We start from the raw sequence: 17,203 nt of genomic DNA on the forward strand, positions 1-17,203 counted from the left end.
TTTTATCAAAACAGCCATTGACAGAGCAAATTAGAGGCACAACGCTATCTGCACATGATTTAGGCTATCGTGCGCAATTTGTGCAAAACATCGTATACAATCTAACCACCATTTCGGGCACAAATTTTGTTTAACTTTGCCGCGAAGCCGGGTATGGTTTGCCGACCATCAGGAAATAAATCTCATGAAATCCGCCGCCAAGGCTCAGCAGGCCGAAGACTCCGCCGAAACAGGCGCGCAACAGATCCGCGATGCCATTCGCGAAGCGATCGTCGAGCGCAGGCTCTCGCCCGGTACCAAGCTTTCGGAAAGCGATGTCGGCAATCTCTTCAACGTCAGCCGCACGCTTGCCCGCGCCGCCCTGCAGGCGCTGTCCTATGAAGGCCTCGTCAGCGTCGAAAAGAACCGCGGCGCCTTCGTCGCCTATCCCTCGCCCGATGAGGCTCGCCAGATCTTTTCCGCCCGCCGCCTGGTCGAACCCGGCATATTGCGCGAGGCGGCGGCGCGGATCACGCCTGATGACATCACACATCTGCGACAGCTCCTGCTGGAAGAAGGCCGCCTGATGAGCGAGCGAGGTCAGACGGCGCGCCGCGCCGAGATCAAGGCATCGGGCGATTTTCATCTGACGCTGGCGGTCATATCGGGAAACTCGATCATGCAGCGCTTCATGGAGGAGCTCGTCGCCCGCTCGTCGCTGGTGATTGCCCTTTATGGCCAGTCGACCGCATCGAGCTGCGGTCATTCCGAACATGGTGACATCATCTCGGCGATCGAAGCCGACGAACTCGACCGCGCCTGCCAGCTGATGCTGCATCACATCGCCCATATCGAGGCCGATCTCGACCTGCGCGAGCGCAAGAGCCTGGGCCTCAAGGAAGCCTTCGAACTCTGAACATGCAAAAGACACGGGGACGCAGATGAACTACCGCGCCCCGTTCAAACGAACTCTCGAAACGCTACCAGGGCGTCTTCTTTGGCAACATCTCAAAGGCAGCGAAGATATCCTCGGCGCTCATCGGCTCGCTCGAGCGCAGCTTCACGGTTCCGTCGCGTCCGATCAGGATCAGCCCGAACTCGCCGGATGGCGGTCCCTGGAGCCGATCGCGGATATCGTCGGCATCGAGTTCCCAGTCATCGTCGAACAGCGCAAACGCGCCGCCGCCGGCAATGCTGAACACCTCGACGTCTTCCTCGATCAAGCGCATATGCGCCTTGCGCAGCCATTCATCCTGGATGAGCGCGCGGTCATCTTGCGCATCGGCAAAGATGATCAGCACCCGTTTCCTGTCGCGAAACTGCTCGAGCGATTGCGGAAGCTCAGGCTCACGCCTGGATGTACCGATGATTTCATGAACAATAGATTTCAGCATGGTGCTCATTCCTCGCCCGTCACCACTGCACAATTCTTAATCGGGATCGACTTAGATTATGCAGCAATTCGAAGTGCTACAGCGCCCTTTGCGATTCTCGAAAAGGCGCGCTGTAGTGGCGGGCTGTGCCTGCCGAATTAAACGGCTGGGAATAAGCGAGGTTCCGCCAAAAAGCGGAAAAGGATCGCAGCCATGGCCGCGATCCTCACTTTGTCAGTCGCGGCCCTGGTCTTCGGACGCGTGGGCCGAAACGGCGACGAGATCCGCAGCCCCAGTGACGTGAAGGCGCTTGCGCACCAAAACGCGCATGACACGCGCCGCCGTCGAGAAAGTCATCTGGTCGAGCGGGCCTTCGCCCTCCCACGGCTTGGTCAGCCGTTCGGTGACGGCGCCGACAATGTTCATCGGCACGATGTCGGTGCATTCGCGCATGGCTTCGAAAACGAAGCTGATGGGGATGACCCGTCCTTCGTAGGTCACGATCGGTTCGGTCAATTCGCTGTCCCATTCCTCGAAGGCGTAGAGCGCTTCGCGAAACAGCTGCTGGAGGTTGAACGGCGCGTGGCCGTCATGAAGTGGCGGCAGTGCATTCATCATGTCTGTCTCCTCTTGATGGGTTGAAGCCAAAGTCCTCCGGTATCGGTCGCGCCAACGCGGGGAACGGAACGTTTTGCTGCCCCCTGCGAACCGAATAACACTATTGATTCTATAGAGTAACGCGCCGGGGTAAAGCCCATTTATCCGCCGCCGCGGAAGCGAATTCCATAACACGCTGATATTCTTGCGTGTTTTAGACGAAATTTTCTCCGAGCACACCAGCCTTAAAAATCTATGCCACCCGCCTGAGATCGCTCCGGAATGGCACGGCGAGGCGAAAAAACCCTGAAAAATCACGGAACTTTTATGGCTGTAATCTGTTTTGTTCTCACAATTCGCAACACACACTGGGGTTACCACCAATGACGCAAATCCGTGAACCGGAGCGCCGCAGCAGGATCCTGCGCGGCCGCCCCTATAGCCTTGATGAATTCGCCTCAAAATATGGCCTGCGCGGCGAGCAGGCAGAAAGCCTGTTTACCCGTTTCGGGCCCTCCTCGATCGAACTCGACCTGCTGATGGCAGCCAAGCGCCGGCCGCCGGTTCTGCAGGACAGAATTGCCGAATAACACTTTTGACGAATGGAATAGACAGATGAGCGACAGACGCCACGAATGGATCAGCAAGAGAGCTTACGCGATTTGGGAAGAACAGGGCCGGCCTGATGGCCGCGGCGACGAGCACTGGCGCCAGGCAGTTGCCGAGCGTGACGCGCTGGAGCGCACGCAGGCCTCGTCCGATGGCCGCGAGGTGCTCGTGAAATTTCGCCCGAAGCCGCAACGGCCCGAAGCGCCATGCGCCGGCTGGTTCAACCGAACAGCAAGCGTCGGCTGAGCCCTTTATCACACCGGAGCGGGCCGCTTTATCCGTACAGGAGCAAGCGACCCAATCGCGGCGAATCCCGCGGCTCAATCCTCTCGGGATCGAGCGGCGCAATCCCTGCGGATCGCGTGACTCAGTCGAGGCTGAGCCGGAAGCGCGCCTGAAAATCTCCCTGCCACCACATCGGGAAATTGGTTCCCCACTTATTGTTGTGCAGATTGAAGCGGATGCCGGCGGTAAAATCCGGCAGCGTCCTGCAAAACGTCATGAAATCCGAGCTTTGCGGCGCAACGAGTGGCGCATCGAAGGTTTCGATCGTCAGCGGACCATCGGCAAGATCACCGCGTGCTGATGTCACCGCCTGTAATTGCCCGCCGCCGCTCGTCGCAATATTCCCCGATCGGTGCCAGAGGCCCATCTTGCGGAAATTCCAGTCCCCTGCGCCATCAGGCGTGAAGGAGAGGAAGCTTGCCTCCGGCATGCGGTTGGCCGGCTTGTCATTCAACGTCAGACGCAGGTCGAGGTGATCGCCCTCGGCGGTGAAATGCAGCATCACCTGCGGCGGCGCGCCGTATGTCTGCACGGCCTCGGCCGGCATCGACAGAAGGATGCTCGCCCCATCAGTCGCTTCCAGCTTCGGCAGAAAAACCTTCGAAAGTGCTGCCCCCGACCGGGCAAGCCCCGGCTTGTCATGGTCGAGCACCGCCCATTCCTGGCGATGGGTCAGGTAGGTCTCCATGTGCCTGGTAACGTCGCCGGCATCGTAGCTCTCATATCGATAGGCGATCAGCGAGCCGTCGCGGCCGGAGATCGTCCGGCCGGAGGGAGAGGTGATTTCGGCCACATCGCCGCTCGCACCGTCGAGCGCGATCGACCAGCCACCGGTCTGCAGACGGAGCTCCCGTCCACCGCCCTCGATCACGGCAGGCGTGGCGAATTCAGCAAGCACCGCCTGGGCCGCCTTCCGGTCCGTCTCGTCGAGCTCCGAGACCGCCTGGTCGAGATAGGCGCGCTGCTCGTCCCATGAGGCTTCGGTATAGGCGAAGCGGTAATCGGATCGGCGCGCGGCCTCGAAATCGGACCGCGACCATGCCTTGTCGTCACGCAGATAGGATTTGATATCGACGCCGCAGGTATGCTCGGCCACCATCGCCAGTCCGCGCCCGAAGGCGAGACGCCGCGCGTCGAGCCCATCCGCCGCGAAGCGGTCGTAGAGCCGCTGCAGCGCGAGGAACCGCGCCGTCTTCACCGGATCGCTGCCGCTGCCATGGATCCAGCTGTCGCCGAGTTCCAGCTCGACAACGGGGAAACGCTCGCGCTCGCTCCAGAGAATGGCGCCGTAATCCTCGAGCGTCGCCGCGCGGATGACCGCATCCGGCTCACGGGCGCGTAATTGGCGATAGGCCTCGGCCGTCTGCGGCACGCTCTGCGGCCCCATATTGTCGTTGGTATGGGCAAAGCTCAGGCCATCCTCGAAACCGTCGGGGAAACAGGTCTCGCCATAGGAGCGCTGGTACATGACGACCACTTCCTCGCCGCTAGGTGCTCGCCAGCGAAAGATATCGGGCACATCGGGCGGCGGTGAGGCCGTATTGACGCCGAGATGCAGGAAGCGGATGCCCGCTTCGGAAAGCAGCGGCACCATGCCGAGCGTATGGCCGGGCACATCGGTCATCTTCGCCGCGATCGTCGTCTTGCCGAAGCGCCGGTCGAGCTCCTGCGAATAGGAAAGCCCGGCCCGGAAAAGGTCGGGCGACATCAGCTCCGTATGCGTTGTGAACGGCAGGCCGTGCCAGCGGATCAGCCCGCGCTCGATCGCCTGTTCCAGCGCTGCCACCTCTCCCGCCGAGCGCGAATTCAGATGGTCCCAGATCAGCCAGGCGCCCGTCGTCCAGATGAATTTCGGCTCGTCGGGATTTTCGGCATGAAAATGCTTGGCCGTTTCGATCGCCTGCGGAATGAAGCGCTCGTGATATTGCCGGCGGACTTTCTCGGCATGGTCGGTAAAGCCGATATCGAGATGGGTCTTGAAGACCAGATGCACGCGCTTTTCAGTCATTCCATTCCACGCATCGGTGATGACAGTCGAAACATTCTGCAGCCAGTGGCGGCACAGGTGAGAAGTGTAACCGTTTCCACAAACATCATTGCTCCTGCCACAAATTCTTCGTCAACCCGTTTTGGCACAAATCGATGAAATATTGCGGGTTTTTTAACCATATATCCGAAAACGCTATCGTCCGACGCTTTCATCGTAGAATCGAATCGCGACAAGAATGAAGACGTGTTCATCGATAATTATATAGAAAGGCGGCGGGACTTCCTTGCTGCCGCGCCCGAATGATGCGCTGTTTAGCCAAGGAGAAAAGCCTGAGCCTTTCGGGAAAGCCGATTATCAGAAGGCGTTGGTTTCCTGGCAGAGCGCCCGGTGGACCTCGGTCCAGAACAGCGCCAGCGGCGTATCGCCGTTGCGTTCGGCAACGAGGGCGCGGATCAGCGCTTCGGAGCCTGCCATGTCCTGCCAGCTGGATTTCAGGCCCTTGGCGGCCTGTTGGCATTCGGCAATCTCGAATGGTCTCTTGCTGTCCATATGAGGTCTCCTCATGACAGGCGCTAGCAGATGGGGCCCGGATTGTCATTCCCCGCATATGTGGGGATGCCTTGTATTTATGACAGCGCTCGCGGTAGGATTGAGGGGATTGGGGCAGTGGAAATGATTGAGAATACCTACAGCGAAAAGTTCGAGTCCGCTTTCGAACAGATCAAGGCTGCGGCCAATGTGGATGCCGCCATCCGCATTCTCCAGGCGGAATATGGTCTCGATTTCGTCACCTACCATCTCGCCCAGACGATCGCGAGCAAGATCGATTCGCCCTTCGTGCGCACTACGTACCCAGATGCCTGGGTCTCCCGCTACCTCCTGAACAGCTATGTGAAGGTCGATCCGATCGTCAAGCAGGGCTTCGAACGCCAGCTGCCCTTCGACTGGAGCGAGGTCGAGCCGACACCGGAGGCCTATGCCATGCTGGTCGATGCCCAGAAGCACGGCATCGGCGGCAACGGCTACTCCATTCCCGTCGCCGACAAGGCGCAGCGCCGTGCGCTCTTGTCGCTGAATGCCCGCATACCGGCCGAGGAATGGGCCGAACTCGTCCGCCGCTGCCGCAACGAATGGATCGAGATCGCCCATCTCATCCACCGCAAGGCCGTCTACGAGCTGCATGGCGAAAACGATCCGGTGCCGTCATTGTCGCCGCGCGAAATCGAGTGTCTGCACTGGACGGCGCTGGGCAAGGATTACAAGGATATTTCGGTCATCCTCGGCATATCGGAGCACACCACGCGCGATTATCTGAAGACCGCCCGCTTCAAACTCGGCTGCGCCACGATCTCGGCCGCCGCCTCCCGGGCCGTTCAATTGCGCATCATCAATCCCTAGGTCTTTTGTTGGCGCATGTCGTTGTCGCAAAACCGCGGCACACTTTTGCGCGACATGCTCTGCCCCCCTCATCTGGGGGGGCCCATCTGAGGGAATTTCCGATCCGGCCCGCATGAACCATTCTGCTCTCCACGAACTTGAAAACGCTGGAGGGCAAAATGTTCGTTATCATTCAGGCACATGAGTATCAGAAATACGCTGCCGTACTCGACCAGATGTTTCGCCTGCGCAAGAAGGTCTTCGCCGATACGCTCGGCTGGGACGTTCCCGTCATCGGCCCTTACGAACGCGACAGCTACGATTCGCTGGCTCCCGCCTATCTCGTCTGGTGCAACGACAGCCGCACCCGCCTTTATGGCGGCATGCGCCTGATGCCGACGACAGGCCCGACCCTTCTCTACGACGTCTTCCGCGAGACGTTTCCCGATGCCGCCAATCTTATCGCCCCCGGCATCTGGGAAGGTACGCGCATGTGCATCGACGAGGAGGCGATCGCCAAGGATTTCTCCAATGTCGATGCCGGCCGCGCCTTCTCCATGATGCTGCTTGCGCTTTGCGAATGCGCGCTCGATCACGGCATCCATACGATGATTTCCAACTACGAGCCCTACCTCAAGCGCGTCTACAAGCGCGCCGGCGCCGAAGTGGAAGAACTCGGCCGTGCAGATGGCTACGGCAAATACCCCGTCTGCTGCGGCGCCTTCGAAGTATCGGACCGGGTGCTGCGCAAGATGCGCGCCGCCCTCGGCCTCACCCTACCCCTTTATGTCAGGCACGTGCCGGCCCGATCGGTCGTGACCCAATTCCTGGAGATGGCAGCATGAACCGCCTCGCTGAAACCGCCACGCAGACCGCAATACAGAAGGATATCGGCGCGCTGGAGCGCCATGTTCTCGCATCCCGCGACATCGCCACGCAGATAGGGGATCCCTTCCTCTCATATCTCCTTTCGATGGCGCTGTTCACGATCTACGAGAAGAAGGCCCATCACGAGAACGAGGCGCTGAAGAGCAGCTTCAGCTGAGGGTGTGGTTCCCCTCCGCCCCGCCTGAAGACGAGCATGTCTCCCGGCGCCTCGCGCGCAGCCGCAAAAACCGTCCCCGTTTTGCGGCTGCGCGCCCCTGTCAGGTCATCAGGGAATCGATCGTCGAAATCAGCGTGTCGTGCATGTAGGGCTTGGGCAGGAAAGCTGTATTGGCGGGCAGCGCCATCGGATCGAGCCGCACCATGCCCGAGGTGATGATGATGCCGATATTCGGCCGCATCGCCCTCACCCGATTGGCAAGCTGGAGACCGTCCATCGAACCGGCCATGTTGACGTCGGTGAACAGGATATCGACATCCTGCCTGCCCTTCAGCACCACCAGAGCCTCGTCGGCATTCGCCGCCTCCAGCGCCACATGACCGACCTCTTCCAGCACATCGAGAATATTGAACCGGATCAGCGGTTCATCCTCCACGATGAGCACCACGGCACTGTTCGAAGCCACCATCTGCGATCGCCCTCTTCATGCGGAATGTGACTTGGATAAGTGTAGCCCGCGCGAGAAGGTTCCAGTGGCTGCCCACGAAATATGCATCGTCCACAGATGCTTGCGCTCACCGCTTGTAGCTCCCGCGGATTTGCGTTAGAGCGAAACCGATGCTGCGGGAACCATTGCCCCGGCATCACGGCGCGGACACGGCGCCAAGGGCCTGTAGCTCAATGGTTAGAGCCGGCGGCTCATAACCGCTTGGTTGGGGGTTCGAGTCCCTCCGGGCCCACCAACATTTCAAGATGCTGTATCTAGCCGGTCGCTGTAGCCGGACGCGAAAAACCGGAATTTTGACACTAGATTCCGGAATTTTCGAAATCTTTTGAAGCATGCTTGAGGGCGGTTTGATGGCGCGTCATTCGATGATGGTGGGAGCTGCGGACCTAGTCTCCACCAAAGCTCCCCGATTTCGACCGTACCTCAGCTAGATTTTCGTAATTTCTAATGATTGAATCATAAGCTCTTTTGGTTGCCTCGAGATCGACATTCAACGGAATGAAGGCATCGCATTTACCAAGCAGTCTTCGCTGATCCCAATCCCACACTTCAAGGACACCGTTGAGTATATAGTCGCGAACAAATCGCATGACGCTTGCGTAGCTTCTGGCCGCCACCTCCGATCCGTCGTCGGCCGCCCTCAGCCCATCCTTCACATTTATCTGTAGTCGTTCCTCTGCGAAATTCAGCCTCAGCACCATCTCTGTAAGGTTGTCATCAGAGGTGCACATGACACTCGCACAGCCATCCGCAATCGCTATTACCTCAGAACGAAGGTTGGTTAGCGCCGCGAACCCTTCACTGCGTGCCAACGACACTGTAAGCCTAGGAAGCAGCGGCCAAAGATTTCGCTCCGGCGAGGCGCCTGCCTTTATGGTCGCCACGGCACCTTCGCCGAATATTTCGTAGAAGCCCTTCAGCTCGTAAAGGTGCTCTTCCCAAATCGTTTGGCTGCTCTTCACACCGAAGTGGTGCTCGATGGCGTATTCCGCCAACACCTGAGCAACAGGCAAATCTTGTCGCATCCGCCGCATATCAGCCGGATCCTCAGGGTTTGCAGTAGTCCCAAAGGCGTGGGCCACAGCGCAGCGGTTGGACCCGTAAAGGTACTTGCCTGGCGTCTCGTTCGAATTCTGGAGGGAGGAGATGCGATTTCGCGCTCTCCGACTGTCTTTGATCTTAGGAATCGTATCGTCAATCCAAGCAATTTGATCTGGACCTTTATCCCTAAAGATGTTGAGAATTTTGAAGAAGCTCAAGCACGCGTAGGCAGGATTATTCAGACCAAGCCCCTCCCGATAGAGGGCAAGTGCCAGACGGGCCTTAGCGTCTGCAGGATCAGGCACGTAAGGGTGAAGAAAATCAGGGGTGGCAACATATGGCCCATTGAACCCGCCCATGGATCGCGGCAAATTTCCTCCACTCCACTGTTCGATCTCGATAGACTGCCCATGTGCCCAGGCCAGTGAACTGAGAAAATGGCTTATCAGCAGCTGCCCCGAATCCCGGTCTTCGTCAGGCTGTAAAGAGACAGCGGCGGCGGGATACATTATCCCGGCTGATCCTCCAGCATCGGCCCAAGGTATGAGGAACATTGTGCGCTCCCGGAACAACACTTCTGTCGTTACAATCGGCCAAGCCATTTGCGAGCGAACACAAGCCACTACCCAATCGCCTCTCATAGCAAGTCGGCCGACATATAGATCCTGCAACTTTGGGACGGCGACTTTTTCGACCATGGCTATGCTTTATCAACTCCTTGGCGTCCTTCGAAGGGTACTTGAAGCAGCCTCAAAGGGGCTTGAACCGGCGGCAGGCAAGTCTATGGCTTCAGCACCCCAAGCGACTTCGCTATAGCCTTGGAAGGGTGCATTCAAACTGCGACGGTTTTTCCGCTGACGCACGCTCGATGTTCACCTTGCTATAGGAAAAGCCCTCCGGCGTCGCCAAGCCAATCGAGCCGAAGTATCGTTCAAGAGCGCCTTGATCGAGACCGTAGCCGTAGGCGTCCGCATATCCAATGACACCGGCCGTGCCCGAAAAGTCCCTTCACATAGTCCCGGGACAGAAGCCGAATTCCCTGTCGCAGGTTGTTCTCCCCATAAACTCAAGTTCTCTACTGGTTGGAAGGACTTGCGACAGGACTTCTGCCTTGTTTTCCAAAGCCCTGTTCGTTGCCGCTTGCTGTTATTTTGCCGTGGAACCCAAGCATTTCAATGCGACCTGACCCGGTGCGCGCCGGATATGGCATCCGCGCCTCAAGGGGCCTTCTGCCAATGCAAGCTGCTGGCGCATATGGCGGATGTTCGCCGACGGGGCTTAGCCTTCGTTCTGGATTCATGACCGCGCCGAGCCTCCAGCTACTCCAGATCTGCTGTCAATCGGGTGAATGGCACCCTTTGAAAGGCTGCGGCTCCCTATATCGCCGTTGTCCAAACAAACGACATCTGTAGGTGTGGCCGAGGCAAGCTTGATCGTGGCAGCGATCGCTGGCGAACGGGTTTTCAGCATATAACAAAATCTTGATCGACAACGACAGTTATCGGGATGCCTCATCGGCCCTACTTGCCAGAGTTATTCAAACACTTTGGACAGTGGAGTGGGGAGATGCTTCAAACTCGCAAACTATCGGCAGCTATGGCAGCCGTTTTCGTCATTGCCATGTGGGCATCGTCGTGTACCACGAGCTCAAACGACTCAGTGCAGACGGGTTCGGTCGGCTATACCGCTCAGAGCGCTGACTTTGCCCTTCGGCCTGCCTGCCGCGATGGATTCGGCAACGATCGTCCGTGCAGTTATTAGCGCTGGAAAATGAGAAGTCTGATTGCTGCGGCAATTCGTTTCCGGCGATGGCCGGTATCACACGACTTCGTCCGGCGGCATCATGCCCAATCGGTGTACATTTCTAATAGCTGCAAGAACGCCCATCGCTCGGCCTGAACCCACCCCCACACGCGGGATTAAGCGGTTGACGCTCATAATAACCGCCGCCGATCGACGACGTCTGGTCAACGCTTCCGGACGAAGTGCAGCCCGAAATGATCGCGGCAAAGCTGATCAGCGTTCCGGTCGCGATAAATGCGAAAAATCGGTTCATCTGGGCTTCTCCTTCGGAGGGGCATTGCTTTACCCCAAGCGGGCAATCTACCACCCACAGCGAATACCGACGAGGATTTATAGCAGCCAACCGCCCTCAACGGCCGCTTCTAACGTCAATGTGATCACCTTTTAGGCCAGCCACCCTCAAGCCATGCACTGTCACATAACTGTCATGCAAAATTGCCCATTGTTATGGCAGCCTGGGCAAAATATATGCTGCCGGCTAACAAAAAAAAGAATGAGTGAACTACCATGAGTGCCATACATAAACTTTTCAACCGCAATCTCCTGACCCGCTTCGTCGCCGGTCTCGGTGCGGTTCCCCAGCGTATTCGCGACGCACGCGAAGAGCGCAAGCCCGCCATCCATCCGTCCTTCATGGACGATTTCGGCGCCTAGCAGGACAATTGGCGAGTCAACCGACTCGTCTGCCCCTGCGATTACGTCCTCCAATGTCATATCAATTGATATCTGATGGGAAGCCGCCAGCGGCTTCTGATCATATTGCGGCGGACAACTCCTTCCGGAACCATATCCGGTCGACGGGCCGGCCTCCGGCATGCCCACTGACCCTGCCGAATTCGACATATCCGAGCTTCGGGTAAAAATCCGGGGCCTGGGTCGAGAGCGTGTCGACGCAGGCCATGACGGCGGCGCGGCGGCGCCCTTCTTCTTCCGCCGCCGCCATCAGCTTCCTGCCGATGCCGCTCAGGCGCAGCGATTTTTCGACCCACAGATTGCCGATGAAAAGAACCGAGAAGGAAACGGACGCCGTTATCCCGCCGGCAAGCCCTCCGTTCTCCCGCCAGACGATGGCGAAGGCCTCACGTCTGATCTCAGCGCTCTCGTTGAAGGCGTTCAGGCCGTCGGAAATCGCGGTGGCGATCTCAGACGGGACGGGATCGAGCGTTTCGAACATTGCTTCCTCGTCGTCGATGATCGCCATATGATAACGAGCCGTCGGTTCCGGTCCAGCCGTTTCGGCTTTTAAAGGGCGGCGGACGCCCTCCCGGTTCAGCCCCAACGCATGCACCCCGCAGATTTTTCTCTCACGACACATGCGCCTGTCTTTTCCGCCGCAATAGCTTCACAATCAACCGACAGAAAGCTGTTCCGGGAAACGACAACCAAGGAATGAAAACATGGCGCCGATCTATACCAGAACTGTCCTGATGACCGCCCTTCTGGCGCTGCCGCTCGCCGCCGCAGCGCCTGCCTTCGCGCAGGAGGCAAAGCCGCGCGAGCCGGTGATTTCGGTGACCGGCGATGGCGAATCGTCCGTCGCTCCCGATATGGCCATCGTCAATCTCGCTGTCGTCAAACAGGCGAAAACCGCCCGCGAAGCGCTCGACGAGAATAACAAGGCGATGAACGACGTGCTTGCCGCGCTGAAGAGCGGCGGCATTGCCGAGCGCGACCTGCAGACCTCCGGCTTTTCCATCCAGCCGCAATACAACTATCCGCAGCCGGTCGACGGCCAGCAGCAGCAGCCGCAGCTGATCGGCTACCAGACCATCAATTCGGTCACCGTCAGGCTGCGCGATCTCGCCAAGCTCGGCGCGGTGATCGACCAGTCCGTCACCCTCGGCATCAACCAGGGCGGCGAAATCCAGTTCACCAACGACAAGCCGGACGCCGCGATCGAAGAGGCGCGCAAGGCCGCGGTCGCCGATGCCGTCAAGAGGGCAAAGACGCTGAGCGAAGCCGCCGGCGTCAAGCTAGGCCGCATTCTCGAGATCAACGAGAATGTGCCGCGCGCAATGCCGCAGCCGGTCTATCGCGCCACGATGATGAAGGAGGCCTCCGACACCGCCGTTCCCGTTCAGGGCGGCGAGAACAATTACAATGTCAGCGTCACCGTGACCTTCGCCATCGAACAATAAGCATTACAGCCCCGCGCGTCTTTTCAGACGCGCGGGGCTCGGATTGCTGACAATGTCTGCCAATTACCTTCGTCATCATCCGGCTTGTGCCCCAAGCATCTGCCTCCGGTTGATAGGCGGCAGATCCTCGGCACAAAGGCCGATGCTGTCCGGCTGGCGCTCACAAAGCAAGACCCCTCCCCACAAGGGGGAGGGCTAACATGCCGCCCCCACTTCACATGACCTCCATCGTAGCAATCCGTAGAGCGGTAACAGCCAGCGACACATCTGCTTTCTGGTCCCCCCGGGGCCACAGCTTAGCCCCTCCCCCTTGTGGGGAGGGGTTGGGCGGGGTCTTGAATTCATACGCAAGGCCCGCGATGATGCCGGAGGAAAGAGCGCAGTCAGACTGAGCACAAAAAGAAAACCGCCCTTGCCGATCCGGGGAGACTGGCAAAGGCGGTTTTTACAGCGCCGCGCGTCTTTTCAGACGCGCAAAGGACGCTGTAACATTTTGAATAGCTGCATAATTTTACCCCTAAATCGATTCCGATTTAGGGAATTATGCAGTGCCGCGGCATCGGGGAGACGGGGCGGCGTATTCTTCTAACGATCAGCGGCGGCGCAGGGCGGGGCAACCGCGCACATTGCCGAAGCTCATTTCATCAGGGCCGCGACGCGTCCAGCCCTGGACGATCACGCGGCGCGGGGTGACGTCGACGACGCGGGCGCGACGAAAGCCGTAATCCCGGGCGAGGTTTTCGGCAAGCTGCGGATTGCAGCCGCGCGACGGCCGGCCGTAGCCCGGTCCCGGAGGCGGGCGGCGGTAATCCTGCGGCGGACCACGGTCCGGCTCGCCAATAATGATATTCAACTGGGCGGCGGCCGGGGCCACCGTACCGGCCAGGGTGCCGGCTGTCAGCATGACGGCAAGACCCGCCTTTGCCAGAAACTGCATCATCGAAAAACCTTTTCGTTTGAAAGTCGGGCCGGTCGAGCCGCCCTCCCCATTAATCCGCATGACGCCGAAGCATCATTTGGGAATCACTCATACAGGTCAGAGAAGAGACGGCTGAAAGTGTCAGCGTCAAGGCAAAAACAGACCGGAAGCGCCGCATCGGCGCCTCCGGCTGCAGTCCTCAGCGCCGGATCAGCGGGCAGCCGCGGACATTCGCGAAGGTGATCCTGTCCCAGCCGCGACGGTCACGCCCAGCAACGACGACGACCCGCGGCGACATGCGGGTGATATGGGCTCTCCGCAGGCCGAAATCACGCGCCTTGCGCACCGCGTGCATCGGCGAGCAGCCGCGGATCGGACGATGGTATTGCGCCTCGACGACGAAGTTCGTCTGCGGTCCGGCGGCGGCCGCCGTGGAAACAGTGGCCGGAATGGTGCAGAGGGCGAGCAATGCGGCAAGCGAAGCCTTGGTCAGGAAATGCGTCATGTTGTGTCTCCGTCGATTGAATTCCAAGCTCTCCCTTCAGGGATTGCCTCGACAGTAGACCCAGCAAACTGAATGGCGTTCGAACCGGGCATTCAGTTTGCATTCACAAGCATTAACCGACTTCAGGTGCTGAGATGCAGCACGATTTCGCGCCGGTGCGGCCGATCACGATGCTCGAAAAGATAAAGGCCCTGCCAGGTGCCGAGCATCAGCCGCCCGTCGGCAACGGGAATGCCGATCGAGACCTGCGTCAGCGCCGTCTTGATATGCGCCGGCATGTCGTCCGGCCCCTCGGCCCTATGCACGATCCAGCCCATGTCGGGATCGGAGGCCGGCGGCACGAGACGGCGGAAGAAGGAAAGAAGATCGGTGCGCACATCGGGATCGGCATTTTCCTGGATCAGCAGCGAACAGGAGGTGTGGCGCACGAAGACCGTGAGAAGCCCCTCCTCCCGCCCCGACGCGCTGACGAAGGCCTCCGCCTGGTGAGTGAATTCGTAAAGGCCCTGTCCGCGTGTAGACAAGGTGAGGATCGTCTGGGGCAAGGCGCTCTCCCACTTCGAGATGACATTCTCGCGAGTTGGCGCGCTGCGGCCGCAAAGTCAATGATCGCCTCAAGTCACCTTCAGAGCTTGAGCAGCATCTCGAAGCCGCCATAGATCATCCGCTTGCCGTCGAACGGCATCTGCCATTGGTCGCCCTTAAGCCGGGAATCGTCCATCACCTTGGCATTGATATCGTCACGCTCCTGGCGCGAGCCGTAGACGATCCAGGAAAACACCACCACCTCGTCGTCCTTCGCCTGCACGGCGCGGGGAAAAGAGGTCAGCTCGCCATAGGGCACATCGTCGCCGATGCATTCGACATATTCGAGCGCGCCATATTCCTTCCAGATGGACCCCGCAAAGGTCGAGAATTCCTTGTAGGCCTCGATATTCCCCTTCGGAACCGCCACGATGAAACCATCGACATAGGACATCTCGCTCCTCCTCCACCTATTTCTTGCGTTGGGAAAAGAGATAGGAGACGGGTCAGGTACGTCCAGGCCGACGGTGTTCCCGCCACTTCTTTCAAGTTCCAGGCTGGCGCCCTGTCATCACGGCCCATTCACCAGCTTGAGGATGAGCTGCTGGATATTGCCTCCATCACCCATTTCGATCTTGTCGAAGTCGCGGCCGCGCTGGCGTTGTCTCTGGGAGATCTCGCCGAGCCGGCGGGTCAGCTCGATCCTGATCTTCTTGCAATCGGGATCGTCGGCAACAGTGAGGCCGATGCTTGTCGCCTCGATCTCCTTGACCATCTCCTTGATGGTCTCGCCATGCACCCGCTCATGCGCCTGCACACCTGATATGAAGGCCCCCCAGCTGCTCTTCACGGCGGCCGGCAGCGCAGCAGATGGTTTCGGCAGCGTATAGGTGATGATGAGCTTCGGCCGGTTGGTGACGATAACGCAGGCATTTCCCTGCGGTTGGTATTTCCTGGTCCAGGTCAGCTTGAACGTCGTATGCGCGATTGCCCGGCCGAAGCCACTGGCCTTCGGCCCACGCTCGCCGATCGATGCATAGAGCCCGGCGCCGGACGTTCCTGATATCGAATAGGGCCGCACCTCTTCGACCGCCTGCCACTCGGCCAGCGCCACGGCCGGCACCGACATGAAAACCGCAGCAAGTACACAGGATAGAAAATTTGTCGTCACGCGCGGCTCCGCCGAATGATGTTTCAGGCCGAACCTAGCGGGAGCGGTCGCCGCTTTCAACGCGTCATGCATATGCTAGCCCTGCAGCGTCTTGACCTTGGTGAGATCGGGGAAGAGCCGCATCCACAGGAGCACGACGACGATCGTGCCGAGCCCGCCGACGACGCCTGTGGCGACCGGCCCGAGGGCTGCCGCCATCATGCCGGATTCAAATTCGCCGAGCTGGTTGGAGGTGCCGATGAACAGCGAGTTGACGGCACTGACACGACCACGCATTTCGTCCGGCGTCAGCAGCTGCACCAGCGAGCTGCGCACGACGACGCTCACCGTATCGGACGCGCCGATGATGAGGAGCGCTACCGCGGAAAGCGCGATGTTGGTGGAGAGCGAGAAGACGATGGTGGCGACGCCGAACACGGCGACGGCGGCAAGCATCTTGCGTCCGACATTGCTGCTCAGTGGCCGGCGGGCGAGCAAGATGGACATGGCGAGCGCGCCGACCGCCGGGGCCGCGCGCAGAAAACCGAGGCCCCAGGGACCGGCATGCAGGATATCGCTGGCGAACATCGGCAGCAGCGCAGTCGCGCCGCCGAGCAGCACTGCGAAGAGATCGAGCGAGATCGTCCCGAGCATCACCGGCCGGCTGCGGATGAAGGAGACGCCGGCAAAGACAGAGGCGAGCGTCACCGGCTCGCGCTTGGCAGGGCTCCATTGCATGCGGATCGAGATGACGTTGAAGCTTGCAACGGCAAAAAGCAGCGCTGCTATGGCAAAGGGCGCGACGGGGTGGAGGCCGTAAAGCAGGCCGCCGAGCGAGGGGCCGATGATCAGCGCCGTCTGCATCATCGAGGTCGAGGTGGCGACCGCCTTCTGCAGCATCGAGGCCGGCACGATGTTCGGCAGCAGCGCCGCCATGGTCGGCCGCTCGAAGGCGACGACGGCGCCGAGCACCGTGACGGCAGCAAGGATGCCGGCCGGCGTCAGCCATTGTTGCCAGGTGGCAACCGCCAGCACCAGCGCCGTCACCGCCTCGATCAACTGGCAGACAAGCCCGATGCGCCGCCGGTCGAACCGGTCGGCGACATGGCCGACGACGAAGGTCAGCACCGCCATCGGCAGGAACTGGCAGAGGCCGACGAGGCCGAGCGCAAAGGCGCTGTGCGTCTGGTCGTAGATCATCCACCCCATGGCGATGCCAATGGACTGGAAGGAGAGCGAGGAAAAAACGCGGGAGGCGGCGAAGTTCAGATAGCCGGGGTGGCGAAGAACGCTCCCCGGTCCTTTGGATATGTCCATTGCGATGTCACCGGCCGGCTACGGTCGCGCCAGCCTTTATAA

The 17,203-nt window shown here is 59.6% G+C and carries 23 protein-coding genes and 1 tRNA gene; 10 read left to right on the top strand and 14 right to left on the bottom strand.

What is annotated here, in order from left to right; translation table 11 throughout:
* Positions 1-184: 184 nt before the first annotated feature.
* Entirely contained in the window at positions 185-895 is a 711-nt protein-coding gene (locus OLZ32_RS17350) for a GntR family transcriptional regulator (protein WP_017988996.1), read from the top strand.
* A 64-nt stretch (positions 896-959) separates the two neighbouring features.
* On the opposite strand, the gene OLZ32_RS17355 is transcribed toward OLZ32_RS17350, so the two are convergent.
* Together OLZ32_RS17355 and OLZ32_RS17360 are read right to left on the bottom strand one after the other, a co-directional pair.
* A complete protein-coding gene (locus tag OLZ32_RS17355) occupies positions 960-1,373 on the bottom strand; it encodes a DUF4174 domain-containing protein (RefSeq protein ID WP_027664192.1) in 414 nt (137 codons plus the stop codon).
* Between the two features lie 213 nt (positions 1,374-1,586).
* Positions 1,587-1,970, bottom strand: coding sequence for a BRA0787 family protein (locus tag OLZ32_RS17360; protein WP_017988998.1), 384 nt, complete (start codon positions 1,968-1,970; stop codon positions 1,587-1,589).
* A gap of 362 nt (positions 1,971-2,332) precedes the next feature.
* On the opposite strand from OLZ32_RS17360, the gene OLZ32_RS17365 reads away from it, so the two are divergent.
* Positions 2,333-2,539 (top strand): hypothetical protein, encoded by a 207-nt coding sequence (locus OLZ32_RS17365; protein ID WP_003541544.1) that lies wholly within the window; start codon positions 2,333-2,335, stop codon positions 2,537-2,539.
* A gap of 25 nt (positions 2,540-2,564) precedes the next feature.
* Positions 2,565-2,804, top strand: coding sequence for a DUF2934 domain-containing protein (locus OLZ32_RS17370; RefSeq protein WP_003541547.1), 240 nt, complete (start codon positions 2,565-2,567; stop codon positions 2,802-2,804).
* Positions 2,805-2,925: 121 nt separating this feature from the next.
* Here OLZ32_RS17370 and OLZ32_RS17375 read toward each other — a convergent pair whose 3' ends face one another.
* Positions 2,926-4,851, bottom strand: a complete 1,926-nt coding sequence (locus OLZ32_RS17375) for a DUF5054 domain-containing protein (RefSeq protein WP_264399080.1) — start codon at positions 4,849-4,851, stop codon at positions 2,926-2,928.
* Between the two features lie 336 nt (positions 4,852-5,187).
* Complete coding sequence (locus tag OLZ32_RS17380; protein ID WP_003541553.1) at positions 5,188-5,382, bottom strand: hypothetical protein; 195 nt, start codon at positions 5,380-5,382, stop codon at positions 5,188-5,190.
* Between the two features lie 123 nt (positions 5,383-5,505).
* Here OLZ32_RS17380 and OLZ32_RS17385 point away from each other — a divergent pair, with 123 nt between their 5' ends.
* From OLZ32_RS17385 to OLZ32_RS17395, 3 genes are all read left to right on the top strand, one after another.
* A complete protein-coding gene (locus OLZ32_RS17385; protein WP_017989001.1) occupies positions 5,506-6,231 on the top strand; it encodes a LuxR family transcriptional regulator in 726 nt (241 codons plus the stop codon).
* A 158-nt stretch (positions 6,232-6,389) separates the two neighbouring features.
* Complete coding sequence (locus OLZ32_RS17390) at positions 6,390-7,055, top strand: acyl-homoserine-lactone synthase (protein WP_003541559.1); 666 nt, start codon at positions 6,390-6,392, stop codon at positions 7,053-7,055.
* Positions 7,052-7,255, top strand: a complete 204-nt coding sequence (locus tag OLZ32_RS17395) for a hypothetical protein (RefSeq protein ID WP_003541563.1) — start codon at positions 7,052-7,054, stop codon at positions 7,253-7,255. Before OLZ32_RS17390 ends, OLZ32_RS17395 begins: the two co-directional genes overlap by 4 nt.
* A gap of 100 nt (positions 7,256-7,355) precedes the next feature.
* Here the strand turns inward: OLZ32_RS17395 and OLZ32_RS17400 are convergent, their stop codons facing one another.
* Positions 7,356-7,724 (bottom strand): response regulator, encoded by a 369-nt coding sequence (locus OLZ32_RS17400; RefSeq protein ID WP_025395379.1) that lies wholly within the window; start codon positions 7,722-7,724, stop codon positions 7,356-7,358.
* 198 nt (positions 7,725-7,922) lie between these two features.
* On the opposite strand from OLZ32_RS17400, the gene OLZ32_RS17405 reads away from it, so the two are divergent.
* Positions 7,923-7,998, top strand: a tRNA-Ile gene (locus OLZ32_RS17405).
* A 151-nt stretch (positions 7,999-8,149) separates the two neighbouring features.
* Here OLZ32_RS17405 and mauJ read toward each other — a convergent pair.
* Entirely contained in the window at positions 8,150-9,502 is a 1,353-nt protein-coding gene (gene mauJ, locus OLZ32_RS17410; RefSeq protein ID WP_264421870.1) for a methylamine utilization protein MauJ, read from the bottom strand.
* An 868-nt stretch (positions 9,503-10,370) separates the two neighbouring features.
* Here mauJ and OLZ32_RS17415 point away from each other — a divergent pair.
* Positions 10,371-10,565: a hypothetical protein gene (locus OLZ32_RS17415; RefSeq protein WP_264399078.1), complete on the top strand. Its 195-nt coding sequence runs from the start codon at positions 10,371-10,373 to the stop codon at positions 10,563-10,565.
* Positions 10,566-10,668: 103 nt separating this feature from the next.
* On the opposite strand, the gene OLZ32_RS17420 is transcribed toward OLZ32_RS17415, so the two are convergent.
* On the bottom strand, positions 10,669-10,860 hold the full coding sequence (locus OLZ32_RS17420; RefSeq protein ID WP_264399077.1) for a hypothetical protein: 192 nt from the start codon (positions 10,858-10,860) through the stop codon (positions 10,669-10,671).
* A gap of 254 nt (positions 10,861-11,114) precedes the next feature.
* On the opposite strand from OLZ32_RS17420, the gene OLZ32_RS17425 reads away from it, so the two are divergent.
* Positions 11,115-11,261 (top strand): hypothetical protein, encoded by a 147-nt coding sequence (locus OLZ32_RS17425; protein WP_003561157.1) that lies wholly within the window; start codon positions 11,115-11,117, stop codon positions 11,259-11,261.
* A gap of 100 nt (positions 11,262-11,361) precedes the next feature.
* Here OLZ32_RS17425 and OLZ32_RS17430 read toward each other — a convergent pair whose 3' ends face one another.
* Entirely contained in the window at positions 11,362-11,808 is a 447-nt protein-coding gene (locus OLZ32_RS17430) for a GNAT family N-acetyltransferase (RefSeq protein ID WP_264399076.1), read from the bottom strand.
* A 196-nt stretch (positions 11,809-12,004) separates the two neighbouring features.
* Here OLZ32_RS17430 and OLZ32_RS17435 point away from each other — a divergent pair, with 196 nt between their 5' ends.
* On the top strand, positions 12,005-12,745 hold the full coding sequence (locus tag OLZ32_RS17435) for an SIMPL domain-containing protein (RefSeq protein WP_264421872.1): 741 nt from the start codon (positions 12,005-12,007) through the stop codon (positions 12,743-12,745).
* A 592-nt stretch (positions 12,746-13,337) separates the two neighbouring features.
* Here the strand turns inward: OLZ32_RS17435 and OLZ32_RS17440 are convergent.
* The 6 genes from OLZ32_RS17440 to OLZ32_RS17465 form a co-directional block, all read right to left on the bottom strand.
* A complete protein-coding gene (locus tag OLZ32_RS17440) occupies positions 13,338-13,685 on the bottom strand; it encodes a hypothetical protein (protein ID WP_003541572.1) in 348 nt (115 codons plus the stop codon).
* A gap of 178 nt (positions 13,686-13,863) precedes the next feature.
* A complete protein-coding gene (locus tag OLZ32_RS17445) occupies positions 13,864-14,169 on the bottom strand; it encodes a hypothetical protein (protein ID WP_003541573.1) in 306 nt (101 codons plus the stop codon).
* Between the two features lie 122 nt (positions 14,170-14,291).
* The gene (locus tag OLZ32_RS17450) at positions 14,292-14,714 is read right to left on the bottom strand and encodes a secondary thiamine-phosphate synthase enzyme YjbQ (RefSeq protein ID WP_017989028.1); all 423 of its coding nucleotides are present in this window, start codon (positions 14,712-14,714) and stop codon (positions 14,292-14,294) included.
* Between the two features lie 80 nt (positions 14,715-14,794).
* Positions 14,795-15,148, bottom strand: coding sequence for a DUF1428 domain-containing protein (locus tag OLZ32_RS17455; protein WP_003541576.1), 354 nt, complete (start codon positions 15,146-15,148; stop codon positions 14,795-14,797).
* 117 nt (positions 15,149-15,265) lie between these two features.
* Positions 15,266-15,937: a DUF922 domain-containing Zn-dependent protease gene (locus OLZ32_RS17460; protein ID WP_264421874.1), complete on the bottom strand. Its 672-nt coding sequence runs from the start codon at positions 15,935-15,937 to the stop codon at positions 15,266-15,268.
* A 3-nt stretch (positions 15,938-15,940) separates the two neighbouring features.
* The gene (locus OLZ32_RS17465) at positions 15,941-17,161 is read right to left on the bottom strand and encodes an MFS transporter (protein ID WP_264399075.1); all 1,221 of its coding nucleotides are present in this window, start codon (positions 17,159-17,161) and stop codon (positions 15,941-15,943) included.
* Between the last annotated feature and the right edge of the window lie 42 nt (positions 17,162-17,203).

The organism is Rhizobium acaciae (assembly GCF_025941625.1).
Lineage (GTDB): Bacteria > Pseudomonadota > Alphaproteobacteria > Rhizobiales > Rhizobiaceae > Rhizobium > Rhizobium acaciae.